Annotated in this window: 21 protein-coding genes and 1 pseudogene; 11 read left to right on the forward strand and 11 right to left on the reverse strand. The window is 70.8% G+C overall.

Annotated elements, in window-relative coordinates; all coding sequences use genetic code 11:
* Window positions 1–91: 91 nt before the first annotated feature.
* Entirely contained in the window at window positions 92–1,279 is a 1,188-nt protein-coding gene (locus RYH79_RS08505; RefSeq protein ID WP_370898123.1) for an outer membrane protein assembly factor BamB family protein, read from the reverse strand.
* A 295-nt stretch (window positions 1,280–1,574) separates the two neighbouring features.
* On the opposite strand from RYH79_RS08505, the gene RYH79_RS08510 reads away from it, so the two are divergent.
* A complete protein-coding gene (locus RYH79_RS08510) occupies window positions 1,575–1,919 on the forward strand; it encodes a DUF5830 family protein (protein ID WP_370900823.1) in 345 nt (114 codons plus the stop codon).
* A 1-nt stretch (window position 1,920) separates the two neighbouring features.
* On the opposite strand, the gene RYH79_RS08515 is transcribed toward RYH79_RS08510, so the two are convergent.
* The 5 genes from RYH79_RS08515 to RYH79_RS08535 form a co-directional block, all read right to left on the reverse strand.
* Window positions 1,921–2,976 carry a DUF7115 domain-containing protein gene (locus tag RYH79_RS08515; RefSeq protein WP_370898125.1) on the reverse strand — a complete coding sequence of 352 codons (1,056 nt, stop codon included), beginning with the start codon at window positions 2,974–2,976 and terminating at the stop codon, window positions 1,921–1,923.
* 60 nt (window positions 2,977–3,036) lie between these two features.
* Window positions 3,037–3,627, reverse strand: a complete 591-nt coding sequence (locus tag RYH79_RS08520; protein WP_370898127.1) for a hypothetical protein — start codon at window positions 3,625–3,627, stop codon at window positions 3,037–3,039.
* A 44-nt stretch (window positions 3,628–3,671) separates the two neighbouring features.
* Window positions 3,672–3,863 (reverse strand): hypothetical protein, encoded by a 192-nt coding sequence (locus RYH79_RS08525; RefSeq protein ID WP_370898129.1) that lies wholly within the window; start codon window positions 3,861–3,863, stop codon window positions 3,672–3,674.
* 69 nt (window positions 3,864–3,932) lie between these two features.
* A complete protein-coding gene (locus RYH79_RS08530; RefSeq protein ID WP_370898131.1) occupies window positions 3,933–4,721 on the reverse strand; it encodes a DUF6517 family protein in 789 nt (262 codons plus the stop codon).
* A gap of 91 nt (window positions 4,722–4,812) precedes the next feature.
* Complete coding sequence (locus RYH79_RS08535) at window positions 4,813–6,054, reverse strand: DNA double-strand break repair nuclease NurA (RefSeq protein WP_370898133.1); 1,242 nt, start codon at window positions 6,052–6,054, stop codon at window positions 4,813–4,815.
* 135 nt (window positions 6,055–6,189) lie between these two features.
* Between RYH79_RS08535 and RYH79_RS08540 the strand changes: the two genes are divergently transcribed.
* Window positions 6,190–6,918, forward strand: a complete 729-nt coding sequence (locus RYH79_RS08540; RefSeq protein WP_370898135.1) for a CPBP family intramembrane glutamic endopeptidase — start codon at window positions 6,190–6,192, stop codon at window positions 6,916–6,918.
* Window positions 6,919–6,973: 55 nt separating this feature from the next.
* Here RYH79_RS08540 and RYH79_RS08545 read toward each other — a convergent pair whose 3' ends face one another.
* The gene (locus RYH79_RS08545; RefSeq protein ID WP_370898137.1) at window positions 6,974–7,432 is read right to left on the reverse strand and encodes an NOB1 family endonuclease; all 459 of its coding nucleotides are present in this window, start codon (window positions 7,430–7,432) and stop codon (window positions 6,974–6,976) included.
* 5 nt (window positions 7,433–7,437) lie between these two features.
* The gene (locus RYH79_RS08550; RefSeq protein WP_370898139.1) at window positions 7,438–7,683 is read right to left on the reverse strand and encodes a PRC-barrel domain-containing protein; all 246 of its coding nucleotides are present in this window, start codon (window positions 7,681–7,683) and stop codon (window positions 7,438–7,440) included.
* A gap of 202 nt (window positions 7,684–7,885) precedes the next feature.
* Between RYH79_RS08550 and RYH79_RS08555 the strand changes: the two genes are divergently transcribed.
* From RYH79_RS08555 to infB, 3 genes are all read left to right on the forward strand, one after another.
* A complete protein-coding gene (locus RYH79_RS08555; protein WP_370898141.1) occupies window positions 7,886–8,587 on the forward strand; it encodes a hypothetical protein in 702 nt (233 codons plus the stop codon).
* A gap of 444 nt (window positions 8,588–9,031) precedes the next feature.
* Complete coding sequence (locus RYH79_RS08560) at window positions 9,032–9,781, forward strand: hypothetical protein (protein ID WP_370898143.1); 750 nt, start codon at window positions 9,032–9,034, stop codon at window positions 9,779–9,781.
* Window positions 9,782–9,869: 88 nt separating this feature from the next.
* On the forward strand, window positions 9,870–11,696 hold the full coding sequence (infB, locus tag RYH79_RS08565) for a translation initiation factor IF-2 (RefSeq protein ID WP_370898145.1): 1,827 nt from the start codon (window positions 9,870–9,872) through the stop codon (window positions 11,694–11,696).
* A 112-nt stretch (window positions 11,697–11,808) separates the two neighbouring features.
* Here the strand turns inward: infB and RYH79_RS08570 are convergent, their stop codons facing one another.
* Window positions 11,809–11,997, reverse strand: a complete 189-nt coding sequence (locus tag RYH79_RS08570) for a hypothetical protein (RefSeq protein WP_370898147.1) — start codon at window positions 11,995–11,997, stop codon at window positions 11,809–11,811.
* 197 nt (window positions 11,998–12,194) lie between these two features.
* Here RYH79_RS08570 and RYH79_RS08575 point away from each other — a divergent pair, with 197 nt between their 5' ends.
* The 5 genes and pseudogenes from RYH79_RS08575 to RYH79_RS18070 form a co-directional block, all read left to right on the forward strand.
* Entirely contained in the window at window positions 12,195–12,431 is a 237-nt protein-coding gene (locus tag RYH79_RS08575) for a DUF8015 family protein (RefSeq protein ID WP_370898149.1), read from the forward strand.
* Between the two features lie 42 nt (window positions 12,432–12,473).
* Window positions 12,474–12,941 carry a DUF7283 family protein gene (locus RYH79_RS08580; protein ID WP_370898151.1) on the forward strand — a complete coding sequence of 156 codons (468 nt, stop codon included), beginning with the start codon at window positions 12,474–12,476 and terminating at the stop codon, window positions 12,939–12,941.
* Window positions 12,910–13,329, forward strand: a complete 420-nt coding sequence (locus RYH79_RS08585; RefSeq protein ID WP_370898153.1) for a DUF7285 family protein — start codon at window positions 12,910–12,912, stop codon at window positions 13,327–13,329. Before RYH79_RS08580 ends, RYH79_RS08585 begins: the two co-directional genes overlap by 32 nt.
* On the forward strand, window positions 13,326–13,826 hold the full coding sequence (locus tag RYH79_RS08590; RefSeq protein WP_370898155.1) for a DUF7284 family protein: 501 nt from the start codon (window positions 13,326–13,328) through the stop codon (window positions 13,824–13,826). Before RYH79_RS08585 ends, RYH79_RS08590 begins: the two co-directional genes overlap by 4 nt.
* Window positions 13,778–16,789: pseudogene (locus RYH79_RS18070) on the forward strand (DUF7286 family protein); the annotation flags it as partial. The gene RYH79_RS08590 and the pseudogene RYH79_RS18070, both read left to right, overlap by 49 nt.
* A 61-nt stretch (window positions 16,790–16,850) precedes the next feature.
* On the opposite strand, the gene gpmI reads toward RYH79_RS18070, so the two are convergent.
* Window positions 16,851–18,383, reverse strand: coding sequence for a 2,3-bisphosphoglycerate-independent phosphoglycerate mutase (gpmI, locus tag RYH79_RS08595; RefSeq protein ID WP_370898157.1), 1,533 nt, complete (start codon window positions 18,381–18,383; stop codon window positions 16,851–16,853).
* A 101-nt stretch (window positions 18,384–18,484) separates the two neighbouring features.
* Between gpmI and RYH79_RS08600 the strand changes: the two genes are divergently transcribed.
* Window positions 18,485–20,740 carry a hypothetical protein gene (locus RYH79_RS08600; RefSeq protein WP_370898159.1) on the forward strand — a complete coding sequence of 752 codons (2,256 nt, stop codon included), beginning with the start codon at window positions 18,485–18,487 and terminating at the stop codon, window positions 20,738–20,740.
* Here the strand turns inward: RYH79_RS08600 and RYH79_RS08605 are convergent.
* Complete coding sequence (locus RYH79_RS08605) at window positions 20,731–21,393, reverse strand: translation initiation factor IF-6 (protein WP_370898161.1); 663 nt, start codon at window positions 21,391–21,393, stop codon at window positions 20,731–20,733. The genes RYH79_RS08600 and RYH79_RS08605 overlap by 10 nt on opposite strands.
* Window positions 21,394–21,397 lie beyond the last annotated feature (4 nt).

Consider the following 21,397-nt stretch of genomic DNA (forward strand, 5'->3'; position numbering starts at 1 on the left):
CCCGGGGGTCACCGACACCCTCGCGTGAACCCGGAGTCTCGTCGGGTCCGTCGCCGCGAAGGCGACCGCCCCCGCGGCCGTCTGCGACTGACTACGCCAGGACGGTGAGGCTCCCGTCCCAGTCAGTGAGGTACAGTCTGTCGTCGACGGCCACCGGGGCCGTCGGGCCGGCGCCGTCGTGGTCGTACTGCCACGACACCTCGCCGGTCTCGGGGTCGAGCGCGAACACAGTGCCGTCGCGCCGCTGTGCGTAACACCGCCCGTCGGCGACGACCGGCGGCGTGTCGACGGTGACGCCGAGGCTCGTCCGCCACTGCTCGGTCCCGTCTGTCCCGACGCCGACTAGGTCGCCGGCGGCCGTCGGGACGACCAGGCGGTCGGCGCCGACGGCGGGCGCCGCGCGAACCGGTGCGGCCGTCGACAGCGACCAGACCACCGCCCCAGTCTCCGACGACAACGCCGTCACGCCCGCGTCTGTGGCGACGACCACCCGGCCGTCGCGGGCGACGACGGCCGGTCGAATCCGGGCGTCGAAGCCGTGCGACCACACCGGCTCCCGGGTAACGGCCGCGACACCCGCGGCCGTCCCTGCGGCGTCTGGGACGCGACTCGCGTCGACGGCGTACACCCGTCGCCCGGCGGCGACGAACAACCGGTCGTCGGCGACCGCGAACGACGACAACACCGCCTCCGGCAGCCGTAGCTCCCAGTGAGTCGTCCCGGTGGCGCAGTCGAACCCGTGGACGAGTCCGTCTGCGCCGCCGGTGTACACGAGGCCGTTGGCCAGTGTCGGCGCACAGGCACCGCCGCCGCGAGCGATGTCGCCGACACCCCACTGCCGGCTGCCGTTCGCCGCCGCGAGCGACTGCACCTCGCGGTTCTCGTTCGCCAGGAGGAGCCCGGCAGTCGACAGCGCCGGCGTCGTCACCAGCCCACCGGGGACGGACGCCCGCCAGCGAGGCGTGCCGTCGGCGGCCGACAGCGCGACGAGCCGACCGTCGACGGTGGGCTGGAACACTGTCTCTCGACCCACCGCCGGCGGGGCGAACGTCGGGTGACGGAACTGCCGGCGCCAGACGACCGACGGCTGGTCGGTCGGGCCGGTCGCCGTCGTCGTCCCGGTGTTGCCGGCGTCGTAGCGGTAGGTCGGCGACCCGGCCGCCGGCTCCGCCGGCGCCCGGCTCCGAGCGTCGCCGACCTCGGCCGTCGCGGTCCCGCCGACGCCACTCCCGACCAGTCCCGCGGCGATACCGCGGACGACCGCACGCCGACTCGGCATACCCTCTGGAAGTCGGCTGTGTCACTTCAATCTGTCCCGACACCGCCGAGGAGGTTAAGCCGCCGGGGGCGGAACGTCCGGCGTGACACCGGACCCGGACGCCACGGACGACGAGACGCCGCCGCTGTCGTCGTTCTCGTCGTCGACGGGCGACGACGCGAGCGACGAGCGGTCGGGAGCGTCCACGGACGGCGACGGTGGCGGCGAGCGGTCGGGAGCGTCCACGGACGGCGACACGGCCGTCGCCGACACCCCGTCGTTCGTCGCTCCGGCCGAGCGTCCTCGCGAGGAGACGGTGGAGCTGGGCGTCCAACTGCTGGCGGCCGCCGCCGAGGAGTCGCTGCCGCTGCCGGAGGCGGTCGACCGCGTCGAGACCGTCACGTCCGACCCGACGGTCGTCCGGGAGGTTCTCGACACCGCCGAGACCCGCGGCGTGATCGAGCGCGACGGCGCGTCCGTCCGGTCACGGGTGCGCGGCCAGACGATCGAACTGGACCGGAACGTCGTCCGGCGAGACGGCGACTACGACTGCCGGCGCTGCGGGAAGTCGTTGTCCACGGGCCACTTCGTCCAGTTCGAGACGGGGGAGGTCGGCCCGTTCGGCTCCTCGTGCGTCAGGAAGGTGACCGGGCGGGAGTGAACTACCGCCCGCGCCGGAGCTCTTCGATCAACTGTTCGATCAGGTCGCCCTGGCGCTCTAACTCCTCGCGCTGGCGTTGGACGGTCTCCCGGAGGAGGGCCACCTCCTCGGCGATGTCGTCTTCCGGCGCCGCCGGCTCGAACCCCGACTCCGCGAAGGCGTCGTCGCCCTCGACGGCCTCCGCCGCGGCGGTCGCCGACTCCACCGCCGACTGACCGCCGGTGTCGCCCGCGCCGGCGACGGCCGCCGGCCCGTCGGCACTCCCGTTCGGTGCCGACCCGTCCCCCTGGCGGGTGGCGTTGTCCGGCTCGTCGACCTCGGCCGGGTCCGTCGACAACGGGTCCGGTCCGCTGCCGAAGTTGACCCCGTCGCCGTCGCCGGCCGGAGACGCCGGCTCCGACGCCTCGGGCTCCGGCTCGGGTGCGGCCGCCTCGCGGAACTCCGACAGCGTCCGCACGTCGTAGTAGTCCAACACCGCCTGTGTCAGCGTCTCCCGCACCGCCCGAGTCTCCTCGGACGGGGTCTTGAACCGTTCCTGACGCTCGTCGACGGTGAGGACAATCGACGTCGAGACGGAGCCCTCCTCGAAGTCCACGTCCGTCACGTCGTCGTAGTGGTACTCCTCGTACTCGTCGTCCCAGGCGGCCGCACCGACGTGTTTCACCAGCCGCTCGCTCGTCACGACGAGCGTCAGCTCCGAGAACCGGAACGTCCGTTCGACCGTCTCGCCCGGCTCCGTGATCGACGCCGCCGACAACACTCCCGCCAAGACGGGGTGGAGCACTTCGTCCAGGGAGCCACGAGGGAGACTGAACGACTGTTCCCCGTCGAGGCCGTAGTCCAGTGTCACCTTGGCCTTCCGTCGTTTCTCCGTCACGGAGAGCCGTTCCGCGTCGTGGGGGTACGACTCGACGGACTCGTCGGACAACAACCCCTCCGCCCGGTAGATCAGTGTCTGGGTCGACGTGACGAACAGTTCGTCGTCACCCCCGAGCCCGACGCGCGCGACGGGGTCCTCCTCCCCCAGCTCCCGCTGGAGTACCTCCGGCAGGCTCATACTACTCCGTGGACAGCCGCAGGGTATAAACCCCCCGACCGACGGAGCCGCCTGGTCGGCTCACGACCCGTCGGCGACCCCATCTGCGGCCGCCAGCGCGTCTGCCAGCCGGGAGTCGTCCGGGACGGCCCGACGGAACGCCGTCGACGCCAGTCCCGCACCGTCGTTGACCGAGAGGAATCGGACCCCGCCGGCCGGCGCCTCCGACAGCCCGACCAGGAACGCCACCTTCCGCGCCGCGTCGACCGCCTCCACCCGTGTCTCCGGTTCGACGGCTTCGTACAGCGTCGCGTGCTCGGCGACGTGCTCGACGCACGCGACCGTCGGCGCGAACAGTAACAGGAGCCGTACACCCGGCTCCGTCCGGCCGAGTCGCCGCCGGACGCCTCGGTCGCTCCCGGGGTAGAAGTACTGTTCCGCCCGTCTGAACTGCCGCAACACCTCGTTCGCGCCGGTCGCCCGCCGCACCGCCGCGTCCGCCTTCAGCTCGATCAGGTGGTCGACGCGCGGACTGTCCCGCACCCGAACGTACACGTCCAACTGCCCTCGATTGCCGTAGTGGTCGTACGGCTCCTCCAACGCCACCGTGACGGCGTCGTGGCTCGCACGGAAGTGGGTGACGACCGGGGCGGCGAGTTCGTCCTCGCGCATCGAGTCGGGCGAGGGGGGCGCGAGAGAAGAGCCTACCGAGACGACTACTCTCTGTGGAGTTCGACGACCGCGTCGTCCACGTCCGTGTCGACGACCGTTCCGAGTGTCTCGCGCCCGTCGACTTCGATCAGGAGCCTGTCTCCCTCCGTGATTCCGTCTCTCTGCCCCTCCGAGACGACGGCGGTGTAACTGTTGATCCGTCGCGTGGATGTCGCAGGTCGGGGTGTGTGGCTCACGCCCGACGTCGTGCCCGGCGAAAGTTACAATTCCTGTCTTCGTCGACGAGACGGGGACTGCGGCCGTGGCTACCCCGACGGCGTCGCCTCGACGTGTTCCGTCGCCGACAGCAACGCCTCGACGGCGTCGTCCTGCGGCAACAGCTTCGGGTACGCGCCGACGGCGACGACGAAGTCCGCACCCGCCCGCACCGGCTCCGTGACGTGGAGGACGATCTCCAGGTCCACTCCTTCGACGAGCGTGGCGTCAGTCTCGAACAGGCCGACGGTCGTCTCCGTGCCGAGGAACTGCGTCGTCGTCTCGCCGGTCTCCGTCGGCGACTCCAACGACTCCACCCGCGAGAGCGCGCGGTCGGCGATCTCGGCGGCGGTCGCGTCGCCGACGGGGTTGAACGTCTGGCCCAGCACCGCCACCGCAGGCGTCGTGAAGGCGGTGTACAGCGCCGCTCGGTAACGCCCGAGCCCGGGCACCTCCAGCGCGCGGTCGTACTCCGCGAGCGTGTTGACTGCCTCGACGGTCCGACTCTGCCCCGCCGCCGAGAACTCCCGTTCCGTGGTGACCGTCTCCACGCGGTACTCCTCGAACCCGGTCTCCGACAACGCCGCCTCCGGAACCGTCGTGGCGCCGGCGGTGAACCGTGCCTGTTCGGAGCCGGTCAGCACCCCCAGACACCCACTCGTCGCCGCCAGCGCGGCGGTCCCCAGCCCGCCGGCGGCCGCGAGCAGTCGCCGTCGCTCGGTCGAGACGGCTCCGTCCGTTCGCTCGTCAGAGGCGGCTCCGTCCGTCCGGTCGTCAGAGACGGCTCCGTCCGTCCGGTCGTTCGTCCCTCCCAGGTCGGAGTCGTTGTCCTCGGCCATCAGTGTCCTCACACCCCAAGCGCGTATCAGCCTTCTGTCCGGCTGGGGTCGGGCGGCGTTGTGGGGCGGCGACGCGCCGCGTGTCGCCGCGTCAGGCGTCGGCCCACCGCACGTCGTCGTACGTCCGCTCGAACTCGGCGTCGAACTGTTCTTCGAACTTCCGGCGGAGCGACTCCTTCTCGGCCCGACCGATGCCGGCGAGGTCGTCCGCCTTGCCGACGGCCGCCGGCGGCCCCTCGCGGTCGGCTACCTCCGCCAACAACTGTCGAGTGATCCGGTCGCGGGTCGTCTCGTCCCGAGTGACGGCGTACGGCGCCTCGATCTTGAACAGGACGTCCGTCCGCGGATCGTACAGCAGTTGGAACGTCACCTCGTACAGCTCGGGGTCGAGTTCGCGTTCGACGCCAAGCGCGTCGCCGCCGGCCGACATCGGCTCGTCCGGGCCGCCGGTCGACCGGAACCAGTTGGTGAGGGTGAGGTGGTCGGTGAGCCGACGGCCGTCCTCGCGGCGCTCCAACAACCGGCCGAACAGGGCGGTGTCGTCCGGCCACGGCGTCTCCACGCCCGCCCGCGACAGTGTCCGGGTGACGTAGCCGGAGGTGGGGTTCTTCACGAACCCGACGAGCGGCACGTCACGCTCGATCAGTGTCTCGGTCAGTCGGACGTAGTTGCGGACCGCCTCCCGCACCTCCTCGCGGTGGGCGAGTTCCCGTCGTTCGCTGTCACGGGTCCCCCAGTTGAGCAGTCGCTTGGGGTACAACGGCCCGTCGAGCACCAGGAGCTCCTCGATCGCGTCGGCGTGTGCCAGCGCGTGTCTGGACTCCGCCAGCGACAGGGCGAGCTCGTGGACGGTCTCGTCGGCGTACCGACGCGACCGGGGCACCTGGAGCACCCGCCGCTCGCCGTGACCGTCGTCGTAGCGGTGCCAGCCGTCGCCGACGGCCGGCGCGAACGTCGCGTCCGTCGTGTGGACCGTGACGAGCACCGTCCGGTCGCGGTGGATGTCCAGGTCGGAGGGGTCGGCCGCCATCGCCGCCTGCGCCACGTCGAGGACGAGCCCGTTCTTGAACGCGGTGGGGTTCATCGTTCCCGAGTCGACGCCGTGGGTCGTCTCGAACGGCCGGTCGTCCAACACGGCGTCTTCCGTCGCAACGGCGTACAGCGCCTGCTCGCCCATCGGCTCCAACACGACACGTCCCTCCGCCCGCAACGGGTCCAGGAACTCGTCCCAGACCCGTCGGGTCACGTCCTCGTTGTCCTCGTCGTCGACGCCGGCCGCGATGGCCGACGCCAGCCGCGCGACCGTGTCGACGTGGATCCGGTCGAGTGTCACACGGGTCTCTCGGCGGCCGGCGGGATTGAGGATTGTGGTGGCGGGGGTGGCGTGTGCGACCAACAGTCGTGGTGGCGCGGGCACGGCCACCCGGAGCCGTAGCCGTTTACACCGTCGCGGCCGTACGAACCGGTGATGAGCCTGTCCGAGGCGGAGCCGGACGAGCTGTTACTCCGAGTGACACAGTCGTTGTTCGTGGTGCTGGGCGCAGTGTTCGGCGCGAGTCTGGTCGTGTCGCCGGCGGCCACGCTCGCGCGGACCGCCGGGGTGGCGGCCGACAGCGCCGAGCTCGCCGTCGTCCGGACGGTCGCGCAGTTCCTCGGGTTCGGGCTGGCGTGTGCCGTGTTCGTCTACTACGCCGACGCCCGCGACCTGATCGGCGCCCGGGTGCCCTCGCTCCGCGAGGCGGTGCTCGTCGTCGCCGGCGTCGTGACGCTGTTGGCCCTCCAGTTCGCGCTCCTGATCGGGCTGTCGCAGCTGGGGCTGGAGACGGGCCAGAACCGAGCGATCACGACCGACGGCCGCCAGCCGGTGTACTTCCTGTACATGATCGCCGTGTCGATTCTGTTCGTGGGGCCGGCCGAGGAGCTCCTCTTTCGCGGGGTCGTCCAGGGACAGGTCCGACGGGTGGCCGGCCCGGTTGCGGCCGTCGCGTTCGCGTCGCTCGTGTTCGGCGCGATCCACTTCGCCAGCGTCACCGGCGGCGTGGGCGGTCAGGCAGCGTACATTCTAGTGGCGGCGTTGTTGGGTGTCCTCCTCGGCGTCCTGTACGAGGCCACCGGGAACGTCGTCGTCCCGGCGCTGACACACGGGCTGTACAACGCCGTCCTGTTCGGACTCCAGTACACCCAGGTCGTCGGGTGAGGCGAGACGGGAGAGTCACCGTCGTCACGCGGCCGCGAGACGGTGGCGGCGTGGCTCAGTTCGGGTTCTTGCGCGTGAGGTCGCTGCCACACACCGGACAGCGGTCGCGGTCGTCGTCGAACTCCCGGCCGCAGCCGACACACTGGAACAGCCAGTCGCGTTGCTCCGTGATCCCGTCGCGGGCGATCACGACGGTGTCGATCTCCAGTCTGTCGGCGACGTTCTGGACGGCGTAGTCGTCCGTCACGAGCTGCGCGTCGAGTTCGAGCGCGGCCGCGAGCAGCCGGCGGTCCGTCTCCGACAGCTCACCGTCGTCACCCGTGCCGGCGGCGGCACGCCGGACCTGGTCGACCGCCGCGGCGTCCGGGACGTGGACCCGCATCCCGCCGCCCTCCTCGGCGTCGAACCGGAGGGCGTGTTCCCCCTCCAACTCCGCCTGGACCGCCGGAATCGAGGCAGTCTGGTCGTCCGTGTCGTAGCCGTGGATGAACGCGGATGCGTCGAGTACCTGCATCGGCGCTACGCCGGCCGTACGTCGATGTAGTCTTCCACGCGCTGGACCCGCTCGACCGGTACCTGGAGGTGGCCGTCGTCGTCCGTCTCGAACGGGAGACTCTCCGGGTCGCGCGCGTCGTGTGGCGTGACCAGCAGATCGACCAGCCGCCCCGTCTTCAGATCCATCGTGATGTTGTAGAGCACCCCGAGTTCCGTTCCCCCCATGATGATTCCCTTGCCGGAGAGGTCCTCGGCGAGGATGTCGACCATACGACGACGGTTCGCGCCGAACTGTATAAACGCCACGGCGAGCGCCGGACGGGTAGAGGACGGAAGATGTACGCGGAGGGAGATCAGCGGCGCCTGTTGTGTGCTTCGACCCCAAATTTGATAATGAAATTGATATCTGACCGTGTGTCACTTTCCAGTCTACTTAGAAAGGATTAATAAAGAAGATTCCATCCGGAGTAACGTGACACTAGCCCACGATCCAGACGGTGACGACGACGACAGTCCAACTCGCCGAGCAGTGTTGCGCGGCGGGATTACCGCAATTGGAACGACGTTAGCCGTGTCCAGCGGGGCAGCGGCGGGCTCTGAAGTTCCGCAAGGGGTTCGTGAACTGCACGAAGAGTATCGAGACGCCGAAACGGTGGAGAGCACTGTCGAGCGATTCAGTCAGTCGACCGCGGCGGTGTTCGCCGACACGGACCCCGGAGTCGCCGAGGCAGTCTCCAGCGTGGACATCGAGGCTGTCCGCCTGTCTGAGAGCCCTGGCGCCGCCGACGCGGACGAGGGGACGTATCTCACTGTAATCGAGCGAAGCGGGACACTCTCCGCGCATATCACTCGTCTGAAACGGCAGGCAGGCGTCGTCGTCAAGCACGTAGTTCAGCCGGAAGTCGGACGTAGCTACGTCCTGCTCAAGACACCGGACGACGAGTTGATCGACGTCGTCGACCAGGACACTGAACTCACCGCGTCGGTTCTCGACACGGAGTCGGTCGAGGCGTCTAGCTGCGAGTCGCAAGGGTACAGTTGCGGCCCAGATTGCTGTAATCTGTACCCGTGCGATTTCTACGTGAAATTCGAGAAGTTCTGCTGTAGGGGGGTCGCAGACGGGTGCTACGAGGAAGACACTGGGAGCTGCTGTTACCCGGTGACCTGCTGTTGATCGATGGACAGTCGCCTCGCTGGTGCGATGGCAGTCTGTCTAATCGTCGCTGTCGGGGTCGTACTGGCCGTCTCGGGACCGCAGGCTCACGACTCGTTCGGCGTCGATGCCCGGCCGAGTGACTCCGAGTTGCAGCGTGAAGACGAAGTCGTCGTCTCCGAGCGACTCGGCGACATCGAGTCGGAGCTACGTCTCGTGACACACAGGGTCGATTCGATCCGGGGCGGCGACGACGTTCGGCACCGCGTTCAGTTTCGACTCAAGACGGAGAGTCTGTCGTCGACACAGGGAACGTCACGTCTCGTCCGACTGAGAGAACGCGAACTCGAGACGGTAGGCCTCAGAGGGGACGCCGAAGCGCTTCCGGACGCAGAAGCGCTCGCGTACACCGATGCCGGCACCGAGGACGGAGCGGTCACCGTCTATCTCCCGAGACCGTCACGTGTGGCCGAGATCGACGGAATGTCGTACTCGTTCCTGGTCGCCCACGAGCTCGGAGGGGCCTCTCTGCGAGCCAGAACAGACGAACCGGGAGGGCGTGAGGCACCTTCGGAAGTGACGACGGACTACGTCCTCGCAAGACGGGGTATCAGCGAGGGAATGGCGTCGTACGTCGGGTACGAGTACGTCGAACGGTACGGCGGGACGTTCGATCCGCGCGTTCTCCGACCGGAACGGACCGACCACCCACACGACAGGGTTGCCCAGTGGATGTACTACGAGGGGTACGAGTTCGCCAAAGCGAGGAGTGGCCCCTCGAAGCACGACCCGATCGACGTCCGGTCGACTCACAGGCTCCTGTTCCCGGGTGTCGACTCCGGGCCCGAAGCGCTTCCAAACAGCTCGTTCGCCGAACAGCTCGACGGCGCGAGTGACCCGGTACTCACCGATCGGCCGGGCGCACTCGTCGTCAGAACGGCGCTAGTCTCTCGCGGTGTCGGTCTCGACCGTGCCGAGGAGACCGTCGCCGGCTGGCGCAACGGGCGGGTCGACCGTTACCTCGCCGAGGGAACGATCGTCTCCGTCTGGACGACGGTCTGGGCGAACGAGACGGCGGCGACGACGTTCGCTCGCGTCTACGAGACGAACGTCCCGGTGACGCGCGCCGACTCGTTCGACTCCGACGAGTGCCAGTCGACAGAACGCCTGTTGCTCGTCGACGACCGGCGGGTGACCGTCGTCAGGTGTTCCTGACCCCGTCGAGCCCCCGGCGGAGTCGAAGCGCTTACGACGGTACCCCGACCACACACGACAACGACCGTTCTACGGAGTGATCTCGGCTATGTCAGACGCACACGAGGAAGACGCGGCCGACGGAGCCACGGACGCGACGGCGGGTGGGCTCCGGACGCCCATCGTCGCAGTCCTGGGCCACGTCGACCACGGGAAGACCAGCCTGCTAGACAAGATTCGCGGTTCGGCAGTCAGCGAGGGTGAGTCGGGGGCGATCACACAGCACATCGGCGCGACGGCGGTGCCCCTGGACACCATCTCGGGAATCGCCGGCGAGTTGGTCGATCCGGACGACTTCGACCTCCCGGGGCTGTTGTTCATCGACACGCCCGGCCACCACTCGTTCACCACGCTGCGGTCGCGGGGCGGCGCGCTCGCGGACATCGCCGTGCTCGTGATCGACGTGAACGACGGGTTCCAGCCGCAGACGGAGGAGGCCGTCGAGATTCTCAAGCGGACGGGGACGCCGTTCGTCGTCGCCGCCAACAAGGTGGACACGGTACCGGGGTGGAACCCACAGCCGGGGACGCCGATCCAGGCGTCGATGCAGGCTCAGTCCGATCGGGCGCGGTCGGACCTGGAGTCGAACGTGTACGAGCTGATCGGCGACCTCTCGGACGCCGACTTCTCCGCGGACTTCTACTGGCGGGTCCAGAACTTCCAGCGCAACATCGGTGTCGTTCCGGTGTCGGCCGAGACCGGCGAGGGGGTCGCGGACCTGCTCACCGTGATGATGGGCCTGTCCCAGCGGTACATGAAAGAGGAGATGGAGATCGACGTGGCCGGGCCGGGCGCCGGGACGGTGTTGGAGGTGAAGGAGGAACGCGGCTTCGGCGCGACGCTGGACGTCGTGTTGTACGACGGGACCGTCCACGAGGGCGACCGGGTCGTCGTCGGCGGGGAGAACGGCGCCATCGTGACCGAGGTGCGGGCGTTGCTGCGACCCCGCCCGCTGGCGGAGATCCGGACGGAGAAGGAGTTCGAGCAGGTGTCGGAGCTGTCGGCCGCGGCGGGGATCAAGATCGCGGCGCCGGATCTGGACGAGGCGATGGCGGGCGCACCGATCCGGGTCGCCCGCGAGGGTGAACTGGAGCGGGTGATCGCCGACGTGGAACAGGAGATCGCCGAGATCGAGGTGGACACCGCAGACGAGGGGGTCGTCGTCAAAGCCGACACGCTCGGCAGTCTGGAGGCCATCGCCTCCGCGCTGAAGGAGGCGGAGGTCCCCATCCTCCGCGCCGAAGTCGGTGACGTGGCGCCCCGTGACGTGGCGATCGCCGAGACCGCCCACGAGGACACCAATCAGGTGATCCTCGGCTTCAACGTCGACGTGTTGTCCGACACCGAAGACGAACTCGACGAGGCGGACGTACGGCTGTTCTCTCACGACGTGATCTACCAGCTCGTCGAGGACTACGAGGAGTACGTCGAGGCGGTCGAACGCGAGCAACAGGAGACGGTGCTCGACCGGATCGTCCGGCCCGCACGGTTCCGTATCCTCCAGGACCACACGTTCCGGCAGAACGACCCCGCCGTCGTCGGCGTCGAGGTGGTGTCGGGGACGGTCCAGAACAACCGCAACGTCGTGAAGTTCGACGGCAGCGAGCCCGAACGGGTCGGTGAGCTGTCCGGCATCCAGGAACAGGGTGAAGACGTCGACGAGGCCCGCACCGGCAAGCGCGTGTCGGTCGCCATCGACGGGCCGACGGTCGGCCGCGGGATCGAGGAGGGTGACGAACTCTGGATCGAACTGCCGGAGAAACACGCGAAGATCTTAGAACAGGAGCTGACCGAGGAGATCACCGCCGACGAACGCGAGGCGCTGAAGGCGTATCTGGACACGCGGCGGAATCAGAACCCCTTCTGGGGGAAGTGAGGCTCCGCTGTCGCTCGTGTCGACAGTCCGACAGCCCGTCCGCGCTCGTTCTCGGACCGAGCACGAGTGGGTCTACCGTTCGAACCAGAGTAGACACGGGCGAGCCCCTCACTCACGGCAACGGCTCCACGATCAGTTCCCGGTCATCGTAGCCGAGCACCTGGTACTGGAACTCCGTCTCCCGGTAGAACCGTCGCCGTGGGCCGTCGTGCGTGAGCGTGATGCGGTACGCCGCCTCGTCGTCCTCGACGCTCGACGCCCCCTCCAGCGACCGAACGTCTTCCACGAACGCGTCCCACATCGTGCGTCACGCTCACCGCCTCGTCGTACACTCTCTTCGCCCGTCTTGCGCGACGCGGATCGATCTCCGACGGCGTCGTAAGTTACGAGTTACTTCTCGGACCGAGTCACACGGCTCACACACAACCACGAAAATTGTTTCTACGGCGTTCCAGCGAAATACGAAGGAATCTATTAGTCGTCGGGCGCGTTAGGACAGTGTGGGTGTGGAGTATGGGGACGCGAAATCCATCTAGCGACGGCACTGTACAGCAGACAGACGAGTCGCTCTCCCGGTACGACCTGATGCTGGCCGCGGTGCCGCTGCCGATGGTCGTCGGGGCCGCTGCCGGGGCGGCGGGCTCACTCCCCCCAGCCGGCGGGCTCGGTGTCGGCGCTCTGTTGTCCGCGACGGTCGTCGCCTACGGCCTGTTCTGTGATCCGCCGGCGGCGTGAGCCGCGCGAAGGTTTATCCGCGGTGCCGGGACCACCAGTCCCGTGTTCGACACACCGACGGAAGACTGGTACGTCTGGCTCGGACTCGCCGCGGTCGCGGCGGCGACGGTCGTGATCGCGGCCGGGCTCCCCGTGCGGCCGCCGCCGGACGCCGGCGGGCTCGCGGCGACCGTAGACACCGTCGCCGGCAGCGACGGCCCCGCGGCGGCGACACACGCCGTCGCCGGCGCTGCCGTCCGGCTGGGACCGCGGTCCGTCGCCATCCGGGCCGGCGGCGCGACCGGGACGGCGTCGTTCGTCTACGGGCCGGTGGTGCCGGCGGGCGCGGGGCGGCTCGGTCGGGTGGCGGCCGGCGCCCCGCCGACGGCCGTGTTCGCGGCCCCGGCGGCGTTCCGGGCGGCCGCCGCGGCCGCTCGCGAGCGGGCGCTCGGCTGGCAACGTGCGGAGACTGTCCACGTCCGGCGAGTCTCGTGGGGGGATGTCAGTGTCACAGTCGTCGCGGCCCAGTAGGGGTCAGAACTCGCCGGTGGTCGGGCTCGTCGCCGCCGTCGTGGTGACGGCGGCCGTCGGCAGCTACGCGCTCGTCGTCGCCGACGATGGCGTCTCGGATCGAGAGCGCGACCGTCGGGAGACGCTGGCGGCGACGACGCTGTCTCGGGTCCACGCCGTCGTCACGAGCGGCGGCGTCGCCGTCCCGGACAGGCTCGTCACCGCCGGAACGGAGCGACCGCCGGGCTACCGGCTCCACGCGACGCTGTCTGCGGCGGGCCGGACCTGGCGAGTCGGCTCGCCGCCGCCGGCGGACGCCGAGACGGCGACGCGCAGCCGTCGGGTCGGCGTCGCGCTCACCCCCGGGCGGATCAGACCCGGTCGTCTCCGGGTGGAGGTGTGGAAGTGACGAGCGCCGTCTTGGACGTGGCGGTGTGTCTGTTGCTCGTCGCCGCGGCGGTCGTGACCGTGACGGACGCTCGTCGGCGAGCCACGGAGCGTGTCGACCGTCCGGACGACCACGCCGCAGACGGGACGCTCGCGGTGTTGACGACCGCGACACTGACGCTGTCGCCGACCGAAGAGCCGGGGCGCCCCGAGACGACCGGTCGGACCAGACGAGGGACGGCCGCGGAACTGCTGTCGGTCGCGCTCGTCGCCGACGACCGGCGCCTCCGCCGACGGGTGGCGGCGACGGTCGGCGGTCTGTTGCCGCCACGGACGGCCGTCCGTGTCTACCGAGTCGGCGGAGAGACGGCAGACAGGTCTCGACGCTACAGAGAACGAGAACGCGGGCTCCGGGTCGGGCCGCGACCCCCGCCGGGGCCCGTCCACGCCGCGACGGCGCGCCTCCCGGCATGGGGGGCGCGTGGACGGGTCGGACTCGTCGTCCGGTGGTGGCCGTGAGCCGTGCCGACGGGGACCGCGGGCGGGTCCCGTTCGCGGTCGTCGGGGTCGTCTTACTCGTCGGGGCCGCAGTGTACGCCGGCACACTGGGCACTCGAGGGCCGACGGAGACCGACCGCGCGACCGACGAGGCGTTGGACCGCGCGACCGACGAGGCGTTGGACCGCGCGGAGGCGATCGCTCGAACGACACTCCGGGTCGCCGGCCGACGAGCGGTGCAGGCGACCGCCCGCCACCCGGTCGTCGTCCCGGCGAACACGACCGCCGGCGACGCGATCGCGGGCGACGACACACTGGAGGCGACCGTCGCGCTCCGGACTGCCGCCGAACTCCGGACGACACTAGAGGAGACGAGGACCGGCCGAGTCGCCGTCGAGACGCGGCTCGCCGGAGTCGGCGAGCGACCGACCGCCGCGACGGCCGTCGAGAGCGTCGCCGTCACGCCGACGGACGGCGGCGCCGGAGTGGCGGTCGCAGTCGAGTTCGACCACACTGCACGCCGCGACGGCCGTGTCGTCGCCGAACGGACGACCCGGGTTCGGGTCGATCTCCGCCTCCCGTTGTGGGCCGTCTCGCGGCGTGTCGAGCGGTACGAGCGACGGCTGAATCGTGGGCCGACGGCCGGACCGGGGCTGGGGCGACAGTTGGGGGCGCGGCTGACGGCGCTGGCCGAGGCCCGAGGGCTGGCACAGTACGCCGGCGCGGGCGTCCAGAACGTCGTCGCCACGCGTCACGTCGCGGTCACGACGAACGGAGCGATGCTCCGGCTCCAACGGTCGGCGTTCGGGCGAGCGGACCCGGCCGGCCGCGGGGCCGTCGCCAGAGCGGTCGCCCGGACGGCGGTGAGCGACGCGCTCGCGGCCGCCGAGAACAGTGTGCCGCCGTACTCCCGACGACGGGCCATCCTCTTCGGTGCACGGAAGACACACGGCAGCCAGCCCAGGCTGGCCGAGTGCCGGCGCGGCCCGCCGGTGACGGTCGGAAGCGTCGCCGACACCGCCTACCTCGACACCCTCGCCGCGCTCGACAGCCTGACACGACGGGCATACCGAGCGACCGCGACACGTCGCGTGACCGTCACGCGACGCGACGGGTCGCCGCCGCCGGCCCCGACGGCGCCCGGGCCGAACTGGACGGCAGTCGACACCGAACGGACGACGGAGACCGTCGTGCGAGACGAGACGCGACGGACGGGTGACGACCCGCTCCTCGTCGCCCGGCGGACGGTCGTCGTCCGGCAGACGACGGCCCGCGAGTTCCGGCGTGGCAATCAGACACGCGAGCGCCGAGAGCAGTCCAGCCTGCGGTACCGGGTCCGACTCCGACTGACCGGGAGCTACGACCCCGACCTCCCGGGACCGAGCGGTGAGACGGAGCCGGTGTTCACGCAGGGTGGGACCAGAGGCGGACAGAATCTCGCACCGGCGGCGGACGCCCGCCCGTCGCCGGCGACGGTCGACAGGCTCGCTCGGGAGGCCGTCGCCGGCGGAGACGCGACAGAACGGATTCGAGTCGCCAGGGAGCCGCCGCCCGGGCTGCGGGCGTGGCTGATTCGAGACCTGACCGCGCTCCACGACCGGGTGCGCGACTACGCCGTCCGGCCGTCACCCGGCCGGGTCGTCGCCGGCGAAGCGTCGCCGTCGGCTCGGCTCCGGACGGGACTGCGCGCGAACCGAACGCGACTGCGCGACGCCACCCCGCCGTACGGTGGAGTCGCCGCCAGGCTCCGGGCGGCGGTGCGGGCACACTACCTCGACCGGGTCGACAGTCGACTGGCCGAGCGGAGCGGCGCCGACGTGACGGCCGAGGGCGTCCGGCGAGCGTTGTTGGATCGGCTCCCGGTGAACGGGAGTCAGGTACGGGCTGCCGCCCGCGAGGCGACGACACGGCCGCCGCGGCGTGGGGTCGTCTCCGGCCCCGGCGGGGAGTTCCTCCTCGTCCCGGACGCGGAGCCGTCGTACCTCACAGTCGGCCCGGTGCCCGGGCGGGTGACGCCCGCCGTCGACAACGGCACGCAGGTGACGCCGTTGGCGACGCGTAACGTCGTCGCCGTCGCGGTGCCGTACGCGGACGCGGCGGACGTGGTGACGGGCTGGCTGGCCCCGGAGACCGACACGGTCTCGCTGGGCACGGCCGGGCGCGCGCTCGCCGCCGCGAACCAGACACTGTCGAGCCGGCGGGTCCCGTCGGCGGTGAACGAGTCGTCGCTCCGACACGACCGCGACCGGCTCCTCGACAGCCTCCAGCCGGCGGTTCGGACGGTCGGGCGCCGACTCCGACGGCTACTCGTCGACCGACTGGGAGTCTCTCGTTCGACCGCCGCCGGAGTCGTCGACGCCACGACAGACGGGCGGGCGCTGGGTGACTGGGCACGAGCGGCGGCCGACGGGAGTCTGGCTCCACGTGTCGCCGGCGTCGCCGCCGACCGGCTCGGGCTGGCGCCGGCCGCCCGCGCAGAGCTGACCGTCAGGCTCCGGGTTCGACTCCGCGAGGCGGCCGCGGGTGACGTCGCCGTCCCGGCGGACACGGTGACGACGACCGTCGACGCCCGGCGGCGGCTCCGCGACCGGGTCGTGAGCTACGTCGGGAGCCGAGGCACGGAGGCGGCAGCCGACCGGCTGCGTCGGCGGCTCCTGCCGGACGCCTTCGACGGTGTCCTCGCCGGGCTCCCGGTGGCGCCGGTGCCGGGGTCGTGGTACGCGACAATCAACCTCTGGCACGTCACCGTCCGCGGCCAACACCCACGATTCAGCGTCGCCGTCCGGCGTCCGGCGGCGGGCGGCACACGGCTACGCTACGTCCGCGAGGACGCTCCGGTCCGGCTGGACACGGACGCGGACGGCCGAGGAGAGCTGCTGGGGGACAACCGTGCGATCCGGTTCCGGACGACGACCGCCGCGGTCGCCGCCGTCCCCGCTGGAAAGAGTGGTGTCGGCGACGTGGACGGCAACGTAGACGAGCGGTCGTCGGCGTGGGCCTGCCCGGACGGTGCCGCCTGTGGAGCCGACAACCGGAGCCGCGTCGTCACTCCTCGGAGACGAGCAGCGACGAACCGGTCATCTCCGAGGGTCGATCGACGCCGAGCACGTCGAGCAGCGTCGGCGCTACGTCCGGTAGACTCCCGCCCGACCGCACGCGGAGTCCACCGTCGTCGCCGGCGGGCGTCAGAGAGACGAACGGCACCGGATTGAACGTGTGTGCGGTGTGCGGGTCGTCCGCCGTGCCCATGTCGTCGGCGTTGCCGTGATCGGCGGTGACGAGCGCGTGCCCGCCGGCGTCGGCGACGGCCGTCAGCAGCCGGTCGAGCTGTTCGTCGACCGCCTCCACGGCCGCGATTGCGGCCTCGTAGTCCCCGGTGTGACCGACCATGTCCGGGTTGGCGTAGTTCAACACGAGCACGTCCGGGTCGTCGTCGGTAATCTCCGACAGCGCCGTGTCCGTCACTGTCGGAGCGCTCATCGCCGGCGTCTCCTCGTAGGTCGGCACGTCCGGCGAGTCGACGATCCGACGGGTCTCGCCGTCGAACGCCACCTCCCGACCGCCGTTGAGGAAGTACGTGACGTGGGCGTACTTCTCCGACTCCGCGAGCCGGAGCTGTGTGAGCCCCGCGTCCGCCACCACCTCGCCCAGCGTCGCCGTCGGCTCTTCCGGCGGGAACGCGGCCGGGAGGTCGAACGTCTCGTCGTACTCCGTCATCGTCACGAACTCCACGTTCGGCGGGGCGGTGTCGATCCCTTCGTCGTGCCAGTCGCTCGGTCCGATGTCGGCCAGCATCCGGGTGAGCTGTCTCGCCCGGTCGGCCCGGAAGTTACAGAACACGACCGCGTCCCCGTCGGCGAGCCCGTCGTGGTCGCCGACGAGCGTCGGCTCGACGAACTCGTCCGTCTCTCCGCGGTCGTAGGCGGCCGTGACGGCGTCGACGGCCGTGTCGGCAGTCTGTGCCGCCGTCCGGTCGACGATGGCGTCGTAGGCGCTCGCCGTCCGCTCCCAGTTCTCGTCGCGGTCCATCGCGTGGTAGCGTCCGGCGACCGTCGCGACCGCGCCCGTGCCGGCGTCGTCGACGACGGACTCCAGGTCTGCGAGGTAGCTCCGGCCGGACTGTGGCGGCGTGTCTCGTCCGTCGGTGAAGGCGTGAGTGACGGCGTCGACACCCTGGGCGGCGGCAGTCTCGATCAGCGCGTGGAGGTGCGACTGGGCGGCGTGGACGCCGCCGTCGCTGACGAGCCCCAGGAGGTGGAGCCGGCCGTCGTCCGCGACGGCGTCCAACGCCCGTCGGATCGCCGCGACGCCGTCGAAGCCGTCGTCCGCGACGGCGTCGTCGATCCGGGTGTACGCCTGAGAGACGACGCGGCCAGCACCGATGTTCTGGTGGCCCACCTCGCTGTTGCCCATCTGTCCTTCGGGCAGTCCGACGGCCCGGCCGTGGGTCTGGAGTGTACCGAACGCTCCGACCTCGCCGATCCGGTCGAACGTCGGCGTGTCCGCCGCCCGGACCGCGTCCCGCCGCCCGTGGTCTCCCAGTGCCCACCCGTCGAGGATGACAAGCGCCGCACGCATACCCGAGGGGTCACGGCGCGGCTGTTTCGGTCTGTCGATCGGTCTGGGTGCCGTCTCCCGACCCCCAAAGACTTACCCCCCCGTGACGCCTGCCGTCGTAGATGGAAGACGAACGCCGCCCGCGGCTGACGCGACGACGGCTCGTCGGCGCCGGAGTCGGGACGGCGGCCGTCGGGATCGGCGCCGGGGCCCTCCTGACGGACGACGGCCGACCGGACACGACGGCCGTCGGGTCGGCGACGGGCGAGCGGCTCGCACGCCAGTTCGCGCCGACGCTCCACTTCGGCGCCGCAGAGCGGTGGTTCCCGACGGACCCGCGACGGTACGCGGCCGACCGCGACGGTCGGACGGTCGTCGACGGCTTCGACGCCCTCTCCGGGTACGCGGCCGACGCGGACGCCGCCGACGGTCCGCCGGCGCCGACCGTGTTCTGGCGGGTCCGCCGCTACGAAGGGACCGGCCTGCTGGCGGTACAGTACTGGCTGTACAGTGCCTTCGATCAGTTCAGCGTCAACTTCCACTGGCACGACTGGGAACTGCTCCAGGTGTTCGTCGACGCCGACACGGAGACCCCGGTGTTGTTCGCGGCCAGTGCCCACTCTCGCCGGGTCCCCAACAACGAGTACCTCGACCCCGCGGCGACGACGCCCAGTGTCGTCAGCGAGGTGGGCAGCCACTCGTCTGCGCTGGCGGTCGTCGGCCGCGCGGACACCTTCCAGCGACTGCCGGCCGCCGCTGCCGACGTGACGAACGACCTCGTGGGTGGCCTGGCGTTTCCGTTCGCGTACGGGCTCCCGCGCGACGAAGGGACACGGCTGCCGTACGTCGTCCCGGAGCTCGACGGCGTCCCGTTGTTCGATCACCCGGAGCTCCCCGACGTGGAGCGACGCCACTTCGTCCCGCCGGCACTCACCGTGCGGGAAGGCGAGCCGCCGGGGGAGCTGCCCGCCCGGGAACCGGGGCTGCGGCTCGAACCGAGCGAGCGGGCGACGGGCGAGAGCGTCGGCTACACGCTGGAGCCGATAGCTGCCGTCGAGATCGACGCCTACGAGGGCCCACGGCTCGGCTTCGAGTTCCCGGTGCCGGGGTTCGCCGAGGACGCCGTCGCCAGTCACGTCACGAGCGTCGGCACGCCGCAAGAACAGCCCCGGTTCGACGACCCGATCGCGGACGTGACAGACACGACCCACCGACGGGCGCTCGCCGACCGCTACGATGTCGGCGACCCCGGGCCGCTGGCGACGGCCGGCGCCGTGGTGACCCGACTCCGCGAGGCAGTTCCGGATCAGACGGCACCCGGCGACAACGGCGTCCAGACCCGCGAGCCCCGGACGGAGGCCCGAGCGTTGTTGGAGTCCGATCCCGTCGCCGTCCCCTCGTTCCGTGGGGTGGTCGGAGTGATCGGACCGTCGCCCGGCGACCACCGCCTCGTCGTCGACGCGCCCGACACCGCACCCTACGCCGAACGCTTCACGCACGAGCCGAGCGGAGCGGGAGCCGAACCCGACGACGAGGCGACGATCACAGAACGTAGCGAGACAGCGACGGCGACTGCCACCAGCGACGGGGCGACGGTAGACACCGACGACACGGGGACAGAGCAACGGGTGACGGCCGTCGGCGCCGACGGCGAGGCGGTGCTCGTCCCGTCGGCGGCGGCAGTGAAGCTCCGGGCGGACGCGAGCACCGACGAGACCCCGGATCTGGACCGGGTGACGGTCACGGACGACTTCGGCGGCACCGTCTACCGGAGCCGACCGGATCCGGACGGTCGGGCGGCAGTGTACGTCCACCGCGCCGGGGCGTACACGGCGGAGGTGCGCGACGCCGACGGCGGCGTCGGCGCCTACCGCGTGAACCCCGGCCGCGAGCAGACCAGCGCGACAGTCGACCGGGTCCGGACCGGGCGTCGCTCGTTGGTCGACTTCCTGGAGACGTTCCTCGTCGAGACCCGCGCGCAGGTCGCCGCGCTCCGGGACGGGGAGTCGGTCGACGACGCCGTCCCGGCGGCCGCGCGTGATCCGGCCGCCGGGAGGCCGGCCAGCGACGACAGTGGAGACGACGACAGCGACGACGACAGACGAGGAGGAGGCGACGGCCAGCCGGACGCGGTCGAGATCGTGCTCCAGCGGCTCGACCGGGCGCTCCGAGCGGCACGGCAGTCGCTGTCGGCGATCGACGACGGCGACGACGACCGTTCGGTCGGTCGACTCCGCGGGCTCGGGCGGCAGCTGACCGCTATCCAGGAGACACTCGACGCCGGGCGGTCGTTACCGGACGGGGTCGCAGCGCTCCTCTCGGCCCGACTGGACCGGTTGGACCGCCGCGTACGACAGGCGATGGCGGCTCAGATGTAGCCCAGCGTGTCCTCGATCCGGCCCAGTTCTGGGCCGGTCGTCTCCTCGCCCGCGACGTAGTCTGCGTCGTTGGCGATCAGCCCGGAGCCGACCAACGGCCCACCGTAGTTGACGGTGCCGAGGTCGGCGTACACGTCGAGGTGTTCCTCGACGGCGACGAGCTGGTCTTCGGTGGCCTGCGGGTGACAGATCACTCCCTCGTCGTTGGCGACGGCGGCGGTGCCGACCGTCTGGGAGTCGGCGAGTCGCCCGGTCTCGACCGGGACGGCCAGCGTCTCCTCGACGACGGAGACGGCCTCCGCGGACAGCTCCGGGTGGACGATCGCCCCGGTGTCGTTGGCCAAGACGACGTTGCCGGCGGCGTTCAGCCGACCGGGGATCCGGGCGACGCTGCCGTCGACGGCGTCGTCGATCCGGTCGACCTCGTCGTCGGTCGCCTGGTCGGAGACGACGACACCCGCGTCGTTGCCGACGGCCAGCGAGCCGACGGTGCCGGAGCCGCCGACGGTCGTCTCGACGAGCGACACCGACAGCTCCTCGGCCAGCGAGGCGGCGAGTTCGTCGTCGACGCTCGGATCGATCAACAACACGCCGTCGGTGGCGCGGGCGTACACGCCCACGTACGACGACCCAGTGAACGATGCGGTGAACACGTTT

The organism is Halobaculum sp. MBLA0143 (genome assembly GCF_041361465.1).
Classification (GTDB): domain Archaea; phylum Halobacteriota; class Halobacteria; order Halobacteriales; family Haloferacaceae; genus JAHENP01.